Here is a 13,981-nt window from a genome sequence, read left to right as displayed (position 1 = left end):
TATATTTTTGGAGGAAGCATGTTTAAGAATACCCGTTTGTCCGCTATGCTGGCGGCTGTCCTGTTCTCGGTAACGGCGGCATCGGCCCTGGTCTCCGCACCAGCCTTCGCTGACGCTCCTGCCGCAGGCGCCACCGCTCCTGCGGCTGACGCGGCTGCAGCACCGGCTGCCGATGCAGCTGCTGCACCGGCTGCCGATGCAGCTGCCGCACCGGCTGCTGACGCAGCTGCCGCTCCGGCTGGCGACGCTGCCGGCACCAAGGAAGAAGTCCACAACCCATACGGCATCGGCGCCATGTGGGAAGAAGGCGACTTCGTCAACAAAGGCACCATCATCATTCTGGCCCTGATGTCGATCGGTTCGTGGTACATCATCATCACCAAGCTGATCGACCAGCAGAAGATCATGCGCCAGTCGAAGGAAGCTTCGGCCAAGTTCTGGAAAGCCCCATCGATCGCTGCTGGTTCGGCATCGCTGAAAGAAGGCTCGCCATTCCGCTTCATCGCTGAAACCGGCACCAAGGCAACCCAGCACCACGACGGCGCTCTGCTCGAGCAGATCGACCTGTCGACCTGGGTCACCATGCAGATCCAGCGCGCAGTGGACCGCGTCCAGTCGCGCCTGCAAGATGGCCTGTCGTTCCTGGCAACCGTCGGTTCGACCTCGCCGTTCATCGGCCTGTTCGGTACCGTCTGGGGCATCTACAACGCGCTGACCGCCATCGGTATGTCGGGTAACGCGTCGATCGACAAAGTCGCAGGTCCAGTGGGTGAAGCACTGATCATGACCGCATTCGGTCTGTTCGTTGCAGTTCCTGCGGTCCTGGGTTACAACTGGCTGGTGCGTCGTAACAAGTCGGTCATGGAAGACGTCCGTTCGTTCTCGGCTGACGTTCACTCGGTCCTGATCTCGGGCGCCATGTCGACCTCGAACGCAGCTGCCGGCGCCAAGAAGGCTGGTTAAGTCATGTCGATGAGTGTCGGCTCCGATTCCGGAGATGAAGATGCCGTGATGTCAGAGATCAACACGACGCCGCTAGTCGACATCATGTTGGTTCTTCTGATCATCTTCCTGATCACCAGTCCGGTGGTTCTGAACCTGCAGAAGGTCGCCCTGCCTGCAGAGTCGAACCAGGTCACCAAGACCAAGCCGGAAGACGTCAACATCACCATCAACAAAGATGGCGAGATGTACTACAACCAGACGCGCATCGCGAACACGGACGAGCTGTTCAAGTTCCTCGCGGAGCAGTCGGTGAAGCAGCCGCAACCCGCTGTGAAAGTGCGTGGCGACCAGGCTAGCCGCTACGAGGCAATCGGCCGGGTCATCTACACGGCTCAGCGTGCTGGGATTCAGAAGGTCGGTTTCGTTATCGAACCACCTGACAAGGGCTAACAGCGCCTGTCCGCGGTGCCGGATTCCTGGAACAGGATTCGGCGCCGCGTCCGTTACCCAACATTTGAAAAGGAAACACCATGAGCATGAACGTGGGTTCGGGCTCCGCAAAAGGAGCTGATCCGGAACCGATGATGGAAATGAACATGACGCCGCTGATCGACGTCCTGCTCGTTCTGATCATTATGATGATTATCACGATTCCGAAGCAAAACCACTCGGTCAACCTGAACATGCCGGTCGGTACCCCGCCGCCATCGAATGTGAAGCCAGTGGTCGTAACGATCGATGTGGACTTTGACGGCACCATCCTCTGGGACGGTGAAGTCATTCCAGATCGTGCAGCCCTGGAAGCCAAGATGAACGGCGTTGCGGCGCTGGCAGATCAGCCGGAAGTGCACCTGCGTCCGAACAAGCTGGTCGAGTACAAGGTCGTTGCCGGTGTCATGGCAACTGCCCAACGCCTCGGCGTCACCAAGATCGGCATGGTCGGTAACGAGCAGTTCCAGTAATCGATGCATGTATGACCAACACGGCAGGGTTTCCCTGCCGTGTCCCTTTTAAAGAAGGATATTTTCATATGATTAAATTCCGTCTCGCACACCTGGGCCTCGCACTGGCCGCCATCGGCTTCACCGCTGCCGTACCGGTCACCGGTCTCGCGCCTGTGCACGCCGCGGTCCTGCGCGCCGAAATCGGCAAGCCACTCCAGCAAGCCCAATCGCTGATGAAGCAAGGCAACCACAAGGGTGCCCTGGCAGCCCTGCGCGACGCGGACAAGGCGGCAAAGGACGACAACGAACGCTTCCTGATCGAGCGCGTGCGCGCGTCGGCGGCCTCGTCGGCCGGCGACTGGAGCACCGCTGCCCGATCGTTCGAAGCCCTGCTCGACTCCGGCAAGCTCAACGCCGGCGAGCGCTCGCAGTTCTCGGAAGGCCTGGTCGGCATCTACATGCGCGCCGGCGACCTGAACAAGGCGAACGCCACCATCCAGAAGCTGCTCAAGAACGGCAACGATCCGAAGCTGCGCGCTTACCTGATGCAGAACTACTACAAGCAGGGCAATGTTGCCGCGCTTGAGCAGGAACTGCGCAACGCCGAGAAAAGCGGTCGCCTGAGCGAAGACGAACTCGGCATGCTGGCGAACATCCAGCTGAAGAAGAATGACAAGGCTGGCTACGTCGCCACCATCGAAAAGCTGGCCTCGAACTACCCGAAGGCCCAGTACTGGACCGACCTGCTCAACCGCGTGCAGGGCAAGCCAGGCTTCTCGAGCAGCCGCCTGTCGGTCGACATCTACCGCCTGAAGCTGGCCAACAACCTGCTGAAGAAGCCGAGCGAATTCATGGAAATGGCCCAGCTCGTCCTGCAGGCCAAGGCTCCGGCTGAAGCCCTGAAGGTCATCGACAAGGGCTACAAGGCCGGCGCCCTGGGCACCGGCGCCGACGCTGCGCGTCACCAGCGCCTGAAGGAACTGGCCGAGAAGAACCTGGCTGAGCAGAACAAGAACGTCGCTGCCCTGGAAGCCGAATACACGGCAGCCAAGGACAACGACGCGCTGGTCGGTCTCGGTTATTCGCTGGTGCAGGCTGGCCAGGCCGACAAGGGCCTGAAGATGATGGAAAACGCGGTCAAGGCCGGTGGCCTGCGCTATGCCGACGAAGCCAAGCTGCGCCTGGGCGAAGCCTACGCCGCAGCCGGCAAGAAGCAGCAAGCCATCAACACCCTGAAATCGGTCGGCGGCAAGGAAGGCACTGCTGACCTGGCCCGCTACTGGATCATGGCAATCAACCGCCCGATCGCTTAAGCGAGCAAGCAGTCATGAAGCGCCGCCTGTTCGCAGGCGGCGTTTTTTTTGTGCCCAACAAACGCCGGTACTTCGTGCGTAGTCCAAAACCGAAGGGGGGGCGTAAAGCAGTCCACTGGACTGTTTTACCTACCCCACGCGTTCAACCAGTGCCGGCCCTGTTGCGGAGTTTCAGCCTCTACCTATCACCGCGTGGGCGGGAGAGCCGCCCACGCCACAAATTCGAGTCAATGGCAGCTAGACCCCACGTTGCTGTGCAACATCCGAGTTACCGTATAATCTGCATTTCGCGCCGGAGCGGCCGGCTGCGCAACTGGAACCATTGATGAAGGTATTTCGCGGACTTCCCAACGACAGGGCGCGCGCACCCTGCGCCCTCACGATCGGCAACTTTGACGGTGTCCACCGCGGCCACCAGGCATTGTTGGCCCACGTGCGCGGCGCCGCAGCGAATCTGGGAATCGAAGCCGCCGTGATGACCTTCGAGCCGCACCCGCGCGAATACTTCGCCCAGCGCGCGAACGACCTGTCGAAAGCCCCCGCCCGCATCGCCAACCTGCGCGACAAGCTCAGCGACCTGGCCGATTCCGGCATCGACCGCGTCATCGTCGAGCATTTCAACGAACACTTCGCTGCCCAGGCCCCGCACGACTTCGTCAAGCGCGTGCTGGTCGACGGCCTGCACGTGAAATGGCTGATGGTCGGCGACGACTTCCGCTACGGCGCCAGGCGCGCTGGCGACATCGCGATGCTGCAAGAAGCCGGCCGCGAATTCGGCTTCCGGGTCGAGACATTGAAAGCCGTGCTGCATGGCGAGCGCCGCATCTCCTCGTCGGCCGTGCGCGAAGTGCTGGCCCTGGGCGACTTCGACGCCACCCAGGACTTGCTGGGCCACCCCTATACCATGTCGGGCCATGTGATCCACGGCCAGAAGCTCGGCCGCACGCTCGGTTTCCCGACCCTGAACCTGCGCGTCGCGCACCGCCCTGCCCTATGCGGCATCTTCGTGGTGCAGGTGCATGGCCTGGCCGACGGGCCGCTGCCGGCCGTCGCCAGCCTCGGCGTGCGACCTACCGTCGAGGACGCCGGCCGCATGCTGCTCGAGGTGCATGTCTTCGATTACCAGGCCTCCGCCTACGGCAAGCTGGTGCGGGTGGAATTCCTCGCCAAGCTGCGCGACGAAGAAAAATACGTCGACCTGCCCACCCTCACCGACGCGATCGAACGCGACGTCGTGCAGGCGCGCGCCTGGTTCGCGCACCGCAACGGCGCGCTGACCGCGACCGACCGAATTTGACGCCGCCTTGACCCCTTGAGCGCTGTCCGCGGCCCTGCCGCGACCCTGATCCGAATCCCCTAGAAAAGAACCCTATGTCCGATACCAAACCTGTCCAGAACGCCGCGCCGAAGGCGGCCAAGAAGCCTGAGAGCAAATACCCGGTCAACATGACCGATACCCCCTTCCCGATGCGCGGCGACCTCGCCAAGCGCGAACCGGGCTGGGTCAAGCAATGGCAAGAAAAAAAGCTCTACCACCGCATCCGCAAGGCATCCGCCGGCCGCCCGAAATTCATCCTGCACGACGGTCCGCCGTATGCGAACGGTGACATCCACCTGGGCCACGCGGTCAACAAGATCCTGAAGGATATGGTCGTGAAATCGCGCACCATGGCCGGCTTCGATGCGCCTTACGTGCCGGGCTGGGACTGCCACGGCATGCCGATCGAGATCCAGATCGAAAAACTCTACGGAAAAAACCTGCCGACCGCGGAAGTGCTGCAAAAGGCCCGTGCCTATGCGCTTGAGCAGATCGACCGCCAGCGCGCCGGCTTCATCCGCCTGGGCGTCCTGGGCGAATGGGAAAACCCGTACATGACCATGGCCTACGGTAACGAAGCCGACGAGCTGCGCGCCTTGGGCAAGCTGCTGGAAAAGGGCTATGTCTACCGTGGCCTGAAACCCGTGAACTGGTGCTTCGACTGCGGCTCGGCACTGGCCGAAGCGGAAGTCGAATACCAGGACAAGCGTGATCCGGCGATCGACGTCGGCTTCCCGTTCGCGGAGCCGGAAAAAGTCGCCGCCGCCTTCGGCTTGAGCGAACTGCCGACCGCCAATGGCTTCATCGTGATCTGGACCACCACCCCGTGGACCATCCCGTCGAACCAGGCCCTGAACGTGAATCCGGAAGTGAGCTATTCGCTGGTGCAGACCGAGCGCGACGGCCTGCCGCTGCTGCTGATCCTGGCCACCGACCTGGTTGAATCCGTGCTGGCGCGCTACAAGTTCGAAGGCAAGACCATCGCCACCACCCTGGGCGAAAAACTCGGCGGCCTGCATTTCAAGCACCCGATGTACGCGGCCGATCCGTTCTACGACCGAGCCTCGCCGGTCTACCTTGCCGACTATGTCACCACCGAAAGCGGCACCGGCGTGGTCCACTCGGCGCCGGCCTATGGCCTGGAAGACTTCCAGTCGTGCAAGGCGCACGGCATGAAGGACGACGACATCCTCAAACCGGTGATGGGCGACGGTCGCTTTGCACCAAACCTGCCGCTGTTCGGCGGCATGACCATCTGGGAAGCCTCCAAGCCGATCTGCGCCGCGCTGACCGACGCCGGTGCGCTGTTCGAGCTGAAGATGTTCGACCACAGTTACATGCACTGCTGGCGTCACAAGACCCCGATCGTCTACCGCGCGACGTCCCAGTGGTTCGCCGGCATGGACACGATCCCGAAAGACGGCGGCAAGAGCCTGCGCGAGACCGCATTGGCCGGCATCGCCGACACCAAATTCTTCCCTGAATGGGGCCAGGCGCGCCTGCACGGCATGATCGAGAACCGTCCCGACTGGACCCTGTCGCGCCAGCGCCAGTGGGGTGTCCCGATGGCCTTCTTCATCCACAAGGAAACCGGCGACCTGCACCCGCGCACCCCGGAACTGCTGGAGCAGGTGGCCAAGCTGATCGAAGCAAACGGCATCGACGCCTGGCAAATCCTGGACCCGGCCACCCTGCTGGGCGAAGACGCGCACCACTACGAAAAGAACAAGGACACGCTGGACGTCTGGTTCGACTCGGGCGCGACGCACCAGACCGTACTGCGCGGCTCGCACGCCGAGCAGTCCGCCTTCCCGGCCGACCTGTACCTGGAAGGCTCGGACCAGCACCGCGGCTGGTTCCACTCGTCGCTGCTCACCTCCTCGATGCTCAACGGCCGCCCGCCCTACAAGGCGCTGCTGACCCATGGCTTCACGGTCGACGAGCATGGCAAGAAGATGTCCAAGTCGCTGGGTAACACGCTGGCCCCGCAGAAGATCTCGGACACCCTGGGCGCCGACATCCTGCGCCTGTGGGTCGCCTCGACCGACTATACCGGCGAATTGTCGATCAGCGAAGAGATCCTCAAGCGCGTGACCGAATCCTACCGCCGCATCCGCAACACGCTGCGCTTCCTGCTGGCGAATACCTCGGACTTCGATCCGGCGCAGCACGCCGTGCCGGTGGCCGGGATGCTCGAGATCGACCGCTACGCGATCGCCGCCATGGCCGAACTGCAGAAGGACATCGGCGCGCACTTCCAGCGCTACGAATTCCATCCGGTGGTGTCCCGCCTGCAGAACTACTGTTCGGAAGACCTGGGCGGCTTCTACCTCGACATCCTGAAGGACCGCCTGTACACCACCGGCATCGACTCCACCGCGCGCCGTTCGGCCCAGACCGCGCTGTGGCATATCGCCCAGTCGCTGCTGCGCGTGATGGCGCCGATCCTGTCGTTCACCGCCGAGGAAGCCTGGGCCGTGTTCGCGGACAGCCAAGCCTATGCGGACAGCGATGAGACCATCTTCACGCAGACCCAGTGGACCTTCCCGCCTCTAGCGGACGCCGAGGCGCTGCTGGCCAAGTACGCGGCCTTGCGCGACGTGCGTACCGACGTTACCAAGCAGCTCGAGGAAGTGCGTGCTTCCGGCGCCATCGGCTCCTCGCTGCAAGCGGAACTGAGCATCAAGGCGGCCGGCGACAAGTTCGCCCTGCTGTCGAGCCTCGATGACGACCTGAAGTTCGTCTTCATCACCTCTCAGGCCAGCGTCGAGCAGGTGGCAGACGCCGCCAACGAATCGGTTGCCGTGACCCCGTCTGAAGCGGCCAAGTGCGAGCGCTGCTGGCACTACCGCCGCGACGTCGGTCACGACCACGCGCACGCGGGCCTGTGCGGCCGCTGCACCAGCAATCTGTTCGGCAGCGGCGAGCAGCGCCGGTTCGCGTAACGAACCACCATCCCCTCACGGGGTCCACCGCCATGCCGCCTTTTGAAAGCGGCATGGCGGGTATCGACACATTTATCATGGCTACCAAAAAGAAAACCGCACCCCTGGGCGCCAAGCCCGTCTACAAGAGTTCGGCCAGCCTGCTGCCGTGGTTCGGCATCGCCCTGCTCGTCGTCCTCCTCGACCAGGTCACCAAGCTCACCGTCGAGCGCAGCTTCGCCTATGGCGAGACGCTGCCGATGACCAGCTTCTTCAACCTGATCAAGGTGTATAACCCGGGCGCGGCCTTCAGCTTCCTGGGCGACGCCGGCGGCTGGCAGCGCTATTTCTTCACCGGTATCGCGGTCGTCGCCGTCGGCTTCATGCTCTACCTGATGAAGAAGCACGCCAGCCAGCGCTTGTTCTGCTTCGCGCTGGCCCTGATCATGGGCGGCGCCATCGGCAACCTGATCGACCGCCTGGCCTATGGCCACGTGATCGATTTCCTCGATTTCTACTGGCAGGGCGTGGGCCACTTCCCGGCGTTTAACATCGCCGACATCGGCATTTCGATCGGCGCGGTGCTGTTCATCATGGATGAACTGCGGCGCGTGAACAAGTCGTAACCAGACCATTGTGAGCACGGAGGCAGCATGAACATGGACCTCAGGGGCACGAAGATCGTCCTCGGCCTGACCGGCGGCGTAGCCTGCTACAAGGCGGCGGAACTGTGCCGCGCCCTGGTCAAGCAGGGCGCGAGCGTGCAGGTGGTGATGAGCGAAGCGGCCACCCACTTCATCGGCGCGGTCACCATGCAGGCGCTGTCCGGCCAGCCGGTCTTCACCGACCAGTGGGACCCGAGGATAAGCAACAACATGGCCCACATCGACCTCACCCGCAACGCCGACGCGGTGCTGATCGCGCCCTGCTCGGCCGACTTCATGCGCAAACTCGCGCATGGGGCCTGCGACGACCTGCTCTCGACCCTGTGCGTGGCGCGCCCGCGCCACGTGCCGCTCCTGGTGGCGCCGGCGATGAACGTCGAGATGTGGGAGAATCCGGCCACGGCCCGCAACGTCGCCCGCCTGCGCGAGGACGGCATTTGCCTGTTCGGCCCCGCGGCGGGCTCGCAGGCCTGCGGCGAAACGGGCCTGGGGCGCATGCTCGAACCCGAGGAGCTGGTCGAAGAGCTGATCGCCTCCTTCCAGCACAAGGTGCTCGCCGGGCGGCGCGTCTTGATCACGGCCGGACCTACTTTCGAGCCGATCGATCCGGTGCGCGGCATTACCAATCTCTCGTCCGGGAAGATGGGCTATGCGGTAGCGCGCGCCGCGCGCGAAGCCGGCGCCGAAGTCACCCTGGTATCCGGCCCGACCGCTCTGCCGACGCCGCACGGCGTGCGCCGCATCGACGTGCTCACCGCGCAGCAGATGCACGATGCGGTCATGGCCGGGGTAGAGGGACAGCACGTCTTCATCGGCGTGGCGGCGGTAGCCGACTGGCGCGTGGCGAATGCCAGCGGCCAGAAAATGAAGAAGACGGAAGATGGCGCTGCGCCCCAACTGGAATTCGTCCAGAACGCCGACATCCTGGCCTCGGTGGCCGCCACCACCTCGCTCTCGGGCTGGCCGTATTGCGTGGGCTTTGCCGCCGAATCCGAGAACCTGGTGGAATTCGGCGCAGCCAAGCGCGAGAAAAAAGGTATTCCACTGCTGGTGGGCAATATCGGGCCGCAGACCTTCGGGCAGGATGAGAACACCATCATCCTGTTCGACGACACCGGCCACACCCTGTTAGAGCGCGCCGACAAGCTCACGCTGGCGCGCCAGCTGGTATCCGAAATCGCGAAGCGCCTGGAACGGCGCTCGCTCCTGACCTGAACGAACATAACAAGAACATGAAGAACATCGACCTCAAGATCCTCGACCCCCGCATGAAGGCGCTGCTCCCCAGCTACGGCACGCCCGGCAGCGCGGGCCTGGACCTGCGCGCCTGCGTCGACGCGCCGCTCACGATCGAGCCCGGCCAGACCGTGCTGGTGCCGACCGGCCTGGCCATCCACATCGGCGATCCGGGCTATGCCGCCATGATCCTGCCGCGAAGTGGACTCGGCCATAAGAACGGCATCGTTCTCGGCAATCTGGTAGGCTTGATCGACTCCGATTACCAGGGACAGCTGATGGTCTCGACCTGGAACCGCAGCCACTCCACCTTCACGCTGCAGCCGATGGACCGGCTTGCCCAGCTCGTGATCGTGCCGGTGCTGCAGGTAGGCTTCAACGTGGTAGACGAGTTCGCATCCAGCGAACGGGGCGCCGGAGGATTCGGCAGCACCGGCAAACAATAACAACATAGACGCACCAAGGAGGACCATGATCCGCATTCATCGCCTGCGCCAGGCTGCGTTGGGCGCCACGCTCGCCGCACTGCTGTCGGCCTGCGCCACGCAAGGCCCGACGGCCCCGGGCAGCCAGCCGGGCCCATTCGGCCCCGCTACCCCCGCTGCCACGCAGGTCACCCCGGAAATGACGGCGGCAGCCGAGACGCTGACCAAGATGGCGGCGCTACAAGACCGCCTGTACAAGGTCGCCGCTCCCCTGCTCATCGATAACGCGGAACTGTGCACCCGCCACGCGCGCAACCTGCTCGGCTTCACGGCCAAGAACCGCTACGCCTATCCGGGCCAGTACAACGAGGCCGCGCACACCGTGCTGGGCATGGGCGAGCGCCTGCAGGTCACCAGCGTGCTGGTGGGCAGCGGCGCGGCCAAGGCCGGCCTGCGCCAGGGCGATGAACTGCTGGCAGCGGGCGGCACGCCGCTGCCGCCCGGCCCCAACGCGCTGACCCAGGCGGGCGCCGTTTTCCGCCCGATCGTGGCCAAGCAGGCCACGCTGCCGCTGACGGTCGAACGCAACGGCAAGTCGCGCGACCTGAGCATCCCGGTCACCCGCGCCTGCGCCTTCGGCATCGAGCTGGGCAACGCGGACAACGTCAACGCCTACGCCGACGGCCAGCGCGTGATGCTCACCCGCGGCATGATGGGCTTTGCCCAGAACGACGACGAACTGGCCTATGTCACCGCGCGCACGATGGCGCATAACATGCTCGGCCACGCGGCCACGCAGCGCAATGCGGGCACCATCGGCGGCATTATCGAGAACCTCACGAACATCTCGCCGGATACCTCGATGCTGATCGGCAGCGGCGGCATCAAGCCAATGCCCACGGCGCTCGACGCGGCCGCCGACCGGCTGGCAATCTACCTGCTGGCGCGCGCCGACTACCGCATCGACGGCGCGGCCGCGTTCTGGAAGCGCTTCCTCGGCACCTATCCGGCCACGGTCCTGAACAGCCACACGGCGAACCATCCGGCGATGGCGCAGCGCATCGCGGCGATCGAGAAGGCGGTGGCCGAGGTCAAGGCCAAGAAGTCGGCGAAACAGCCACTGACGCCCTAAGTATCACCCTCGTGGACGCCTGCTACCGGCGTCCACGATCCCCTCTTGCCTCACCTCCCGCCGGCGCGCGTTCTGCCCGTCACCGGCAAGCATCCCCCATTTTTTGTATCATGGTCCATCTCACCACTGGCGCCGTGCATGCGGCCCGCAATCATGGACAGTATCGACCTCGACGTATTGAAGACCTGCGACGCCTGGCTCGCGCTGGGCCACCGGTGCCAGCTGGTCACGGTCGTCAAGACCTGGGGCTCGAGCCCGCGCCCGATCGGCGCGACCCTCGGCATCCGGGACGACGGCACAGTGGTCGGTTCGGTCTCCGGCGGCTGCATCGAGGACGACCTGATCGACCGCGTGCGCGCAAACGGCATCGAGCTGGCGGCGCCAAGGATCGTCAGCTACGGCATCAGCGCCGACGAGGCGCACCGCTTCGGCCTGCCCTGCGGCGGCACCATCGAGCTGGCCATCGAACCCCTATCGAGCGACAGCCGCATCCATGAACTCCTGGGGCGCCTGCGCGAGGGCGAACTGGTCGAACGGCGCGTGAACCTGGCTACCGGCGCGGTCACGTTAGAGCGCGCCGCGGGAAGCAGCATCCAGCGCGTCGAAGACGGCGTACTGGCCACCATCCACGGCCCGCGCTGGCGCCTGCTCATCATCGGCGCCGGGCCGCTGTCGCGCTTCCTGGCCCAGGTGGCCAGCGGCATGGATTACCGCGTCACCGTGTGCGACCCGCGTGAGGAATACCGCAGCGGCTGGAACCTGCCCGGCGTGGAGCTGGTGCACGCCATGCCGGACGACCTGGTGATCGAGGCACGCCTGGATGCGCGCAGCGCGGTGGTCGCCCTCACCCACGATCCAAAGCTGGATGACCTGGCGCTGATGGAAGCACTCAAGTCCGAGGCCTTTTATGTCGGCGCGATCGGCTCGCGCCTGAATAACGAGAAGCGGCGCGAGCGCCTCAAGCTGTTCGACCTCGACGACGCCCAGCTGGCGCGCCTGCACGGGCCGGTCGGCATCTACATCGGCAGCAAGACCCCGAGCGAGATCGCGATCTCGATTATGGCCGAGATGACCGCCGTGAAGAACGGCGTGCCGGCGGCGCTGCTGGTGCCGCATGCGGCGGCACTGGCGCCGCCCACAAACGCCGTCTGTGCGCGCGAGGCCTGAATCCGGCCATCGCGCCCGCCGCTAAAAAAATCGACCGCAAAAAACGGATGGCGTAGCGCGCGCCGCGCCCCCATAATCGCAGCTTCGCCCCGATTCCACCTTCCATGAACACCGTGAACATGTTGCGCCTCGTGGCGCTGGCCGCCATCTGGGGCGGCTCCTTCCTCTTCATGCGCATCGCCGCGCCCGTGCTCGGCCCGGCCGTGCTGATCGAATACCGGGTCCTGTTCGCGGCCCTGTTCCTGGCCGGCGTGGCTTGGTTCATGCGCCTGCGCGGCAAGGGCGCGCCGCTCGAGCTGCGCCGCAACTGGAAACACTACCTGATCCTGGGCTTCTTCAACTCGGCCCTGCCCTTCCTGCTGTTCGCCTTTGCCGCGCGCACCCTGAGCGCTTCGGTGCTGTCGGTGCTGAACGCCACCGCGCCGATGTGGGGCGCCCTGGTCGGCGCCGTGTGGGCGCGCCAGGCGGTACCTGGCCGGGCCGCGCTCGGCCTGCTGCTGGGGACCCTGGGGGTGGCGCTGCTGGTCGGCTTCGACCACGTGTCGGAGCGCCCGGGCGCCTTCCTCGCCATCGGCGCCGCATTGGTGGCGGCCTTCAGCTACAGCATCGCCAGCCAGTACGCGAAGTCGGCCAAGGCCGTAGCTCCCTTCGCCAATGCGCACGGCTCGATGTGGGCGGCGACCCTGTGCACCATCCCGGCGTTGGCCTTCTTCCCGTCTCCGGGCGAACCGACCGTCGGCATCATGGCCGCCGTGCTGGCGCTGGGCGTGGTGTGCAGCGGGATCGCCTACATCCTCTATTTCAAGCTGATCGAAGAGGTCGGCACCACCTCGGCGCTGACGGTTACTTTTCTCAACCCGATGTTCGGCATCCTGTGGGGCGCGCTCTTCCTGCATGAAACCATCGGCTGGCACACGCTGGTGGGTTCCGCCATCGTCCTGGCCGGCACGGCGCTGGTGACCGGCTACAAGCCCTCCTTCCTGCGCACACCTGCTACGGCCCAGGGCAAGTGATGCAAACGCAGTTCGGCATCGGCCTGCCCCCTGGCTACCGCACCCGGGACGTGCTGGCCTTCCACAGCCGCGATGCCGAAGGGCTCGCGGAACAGGTCGGGGCGCAGGGCTTGCGCAAGGGTGTGCTGTTCGATGGCGCGCCGGCCGTGCTGGACGTGGCCTTCGAGGCCGATAGCGCGCGCTGCACGGTCGACGCCGACGGAGCGCTCACGCCGGCGCGCTTGGGGCGCGTGCAGGAAGCGCTGCTCAACATCCTGGGCCTGCGCATCGACCCGACCGCGTTTGCCGCATTCGTGCGCGACGACCCGCTACTCGCGCCGCTGGTGGCGCGCCAGCCTGGCCTGCGCATCGTGCAATCTGCCACGGTCTTCGAAGCACTGACCTGGGCCATCATCGGCCAGCAGATCAATTTGCCCTTCGCCATTTCGCTGCGGCGAACCTTCATCCAGCTGGCCGGCCGGCCGCATGCGAGCGGCCTGTGGTGCTATCCGGAAGCGCAAGACGTGGCGCGCCTTGCCATGGAAGACCTGACTAGCCGCAAGTTCTCGCGCGCGAAAGCCGAGACCCTGCTGCGGCTGGCGCAGCTCGTTACTGAAGGCGCCGTCGTGCTCGATCGCGACCGCCCCGTCGCCGAGGTGGTTCAGGAGCTGCTGGCGGTCAAGGGCATCGGCCCCTGGACGGTCAACTACGCGCTGCTGCGCGGCTATGGCTACCCGGATTGCTCGCTGGAGGGCGACGTGGCCATCCGCACCGCCTTCCACCGCTTGCTGGGCGGCCAGGAACGTCCGGACATCCCGGCCACGCAGCGCCTGCTGGCACGCTATGCGCCGCACCGCACGATGGCGGCGGCCTACCTCTGGGCCAGCCTCAGCGACGAAGCGAGCTGAGCAAGCCGGGCA

At 64.9% G+C, this 13,981-nt stretch carries 13 protein-coding genes; all 13 read left to right on the top strand.

Annotated elements, in window-relative coordinates; translation table 11 throughout:
• The first annotated feature begins 18 nt into the window (after nt 1–18).
• The 13 genes from AC56K1_RS20995 to AC56K1_RS20935 all read left to right on the top strand — a co-directional run bounded on the left by AC56K1_RS20995 (nt 19) and on the right by AC56K1_RS20935 (nt 13,969).
• A complete protein-coding gene (locus AC56K1_RS20995; RefSeq protein WP_497132998.1) occupies nt 19–963 on the top strand; it encodes a MotA/TolQ/ExbB proton channel family protein in 945 nt (314 codons plus the stop codon).
• A gap of 3 nt (nt 964–966) precedes the next feature.
• Entirely contained in the window at nt 967–1,395 is a 429-nt protein-coding gene (locus tag AC56K1_RS20990) for an ExbD/TolR family protein (RefSeq protein ID WP_489872118.1), read from the top strand.
• Between the two features lie 80 nt (nt 1,396–1,475).
• On the top strand, nt 1,476–1,907 hold the full coding sequence (locus AC56K1_RS20985) for an ExbD/TolR family protein (protein WP_497159723.1): 432 nt from the start codon (nt 1,476–1,478) through the stop codon (nt 1,905–1,907).
• 68 nt (nt 1,908–1,975) lie between these two features.
• A complete protein-coding gene (locus AC56K1_RS20980) occupies nt 1,976–3,202 on the top strand; it encodes a tetratricopeptide repeat protein (RefSeq protein WP_497159722.1) in 1,227 nt (408 codons plus the stop codon).
• Nucleotides 3,203–3,527: 325 nt separating this feature from the next.
• Entirely contained in the window at nt 3,528–4,499 is a 972-nt protein-coding gene (locus tag AC56K1_RS20975) for a bifunctional riboflavin kinase/FAD synthetase (RefSeq protein ID WP_497159721.1), read from the top strand.
• A gap of 74 nt (nt 4,500–4,573) precedes the next feature.
• On the top strand, nt 4,574–7,465 hold the full coding sequence (ileS, locus tag AC56K1_RS20970) for an isoleucine--tRNA ligase (protein WP_497159720.1): 2,892 nt from the start codon (nt 4,574–4,576) through the stop codon (nt 7,463–7,465).
• Nucleotides 7,466–7,542: 77 nt separating this feature from the next.
• A complete protein-coding gene (gene lspA / locus AC56K1_RS20965; protein WP_497159719.1) occupies nt 7,543–8,070 on the top strand; it encodes a signal peptidase II in 528 nt (175 codons plus the stop codon).
• A 33-nt stretch (nt 8,071–8,103) separates the two neighbouring features.
• On the top strand, nt 8,104–9,324 hold the full coding sequence (gene coaBC / locus AC56K1_RS20960; protein ID WP_497159735.1) for a bifunctional phosphopantothenoylcysteine decarboxylase/phosphopantothenate--cysteine ligase CoaBC: 1,221 nt from the start codon (nt 8,104–8,106) through the stop codon (nt 9,322–9,324).
• A gap of 17 nt (nt 9,325–9,341) precedes the next feature.
• Nucleotides 9,342–9,791, top strand: a complete 450-nt coding sequence (dut, locus tag AC56K1_RS20955; protein WP_497159718.1) for a dUTP diphosphatase — start codon at nt 9,342–9,344, stop codon at nt 9,789–9,791.
• A gap of 25 nt (nt 9,792–9,816) precedes the next feature.
• A complete protein-coding gene (locus AC56K1_RS20950; RefSeq protein ID WP_497159717.1) occupies nt 9,817–10,902 on the top strand; it encodes a M48 family metallopeptidase in 1,086 nt (361 codons plus the stop codon).
• A gap of 153 nt (nt 10,903–11,055) precedes the next feature.
• Nucleotides 11,056–12,069 carry an XdhC family protein gene (locus tag AC56K1_RS20945; protein WP_497159716.1) on the top strand — a complete coding sequence of 338 codons (1,014 nt, stop codon included), beginning with the start codon at nt 11,056–11,058 and terminating at the stop codon, nt 12,067–12,069.
• A gap of 104 nt (nt 12,070–12,173) precedes the next feature.
• Entirely contained in the window at nt 12,174–13,082 is a 909-nt protein-coding gene (locus AC56K1_RS20940) for a DMT family transporter (RefSeq protein WP_497159715.1), read from the top strand.
• The gene (locus AC56K1_RS20935) at nt 13,082–13,969 is read left to right on the top strand and encodes a DNA-3-methyladenine glycosylase family protein (RefSeq protein WP_497159714.1); all 888 of its coding nucleotides are present in this window, start codon (nt 13,082–13,084) and stop codon (nt 13,967–13,969) included. The genes AC56K1_RS20940 and AC56K1_RS20935 overlap by 1 nt, the downstream gene beginning before the upstream one ends.
• Nucleotides 13,970–13,981: the final 12 nt, after the last annotated feature.

The organism is Telluria sp. ZB4P37, from assembly GCF_059685855.1.
This window is presented reverse-complemented; position numbering and strand designations above follow the sequence as displayed.

What these genes read in the sequence shown, in the direction of transcription:
- AC56K1_RS20995 (WP_497132998.1), top strand. Translation starts at nt 19, where the DNA reads ATGTTTAAGAATACCCGTTTGTCCGCTATGCTGGCGGCTGTCCTGTTC.
- AC56K1_RS20990 (WP_489872118.1), top strand. Translation starts at nt 967, where the DNA reads ATGTCGATGAGTGTCGGCTCCGATTCCGGAGATGAAGATGCCGTGATG.
- AC56K1_RS20985 (WP_497159723.1), top strand. Translation starts at nt 1,476, where the DNA reads ATGAGCATGAACGTGGGTTCGGGCTCCGCAAAAGGAGCTGATCCGGAA.
- AC56K1_RS20980 (WP_497159722.1), top strand. Translation starts at nt 1,976, where the DNA reads ATGATTAAATTCCGTCTCGCACACCTGGGCCTCGCACTGGCCGCCATC.
- AC56K1_RS20975 (WP_497159721.1), top strand. Translation starts at nt 3,528, where the DNA reads ATGAAGGTATTTCGCGGACTTCCCAACGACAGGGCGCGCGCACCCTGC.
- ileS (WP_497159720.1), top strand. Translation starts at nt 4,574, where the DNA reads ATGTCCGATACCAAACCTGTCCAGAACGCCGCGCCGAAGGCGGCCAAG.
- lspA (WP_497159719.1), top strand. Translation starts at nt 7,543, where the DNA reads ATGGCTACCAAAAAGAAAACCGCACCCCTGGGCGCCAAGCCCGTCTAC.
- coaBC (WP_497159735.1), top strand. Translation starts at nt 8,104, where the DNA reads ATGGACCTCAGGGGCACGAAGATCGTCCTCGGCCTGACCGGCGGCGTA.
- dut (WP_497159718.1), top strand. Translation starts at nt 9,342, where the DNA reads ATGAAGAACATCGACCTCAAGATCCTCGACCCCCGCATGAAGGCGCTG.
- AC56K1_RS20950 (WP_497159717.1), top strand. Translation starts at nt 9,817, where the DNA reads ATGATCCGCATTCATCGCCTGCGCCAGGCTGCGTTGGGCGCCACGCTC.
- AC56K1_RS20945 (WP_497159716.1), top strand. Translation starts at nt 11,056, where the DNA reads ATGGACAGTATCGACCTCGACGTATTGAAGACCTGCGACGCCTGGCTC.
- AC56K1_RS20940 (WP_497159715.1), top strand. Translation starts at nt 12,174, where the DNA reads ATGAACACCGTGAACATGTTGCGCCTCGTGGCGCTGGCCGCCATCTGG.
- AC56K1_RS20935 (WP_497159714.1), top strand. Translation starts at nt 13,082, where the DNA reads ATGCAAACGCAGTTCGGCATCGGCCTGCCCCCTGGCTACCGCACCCGG.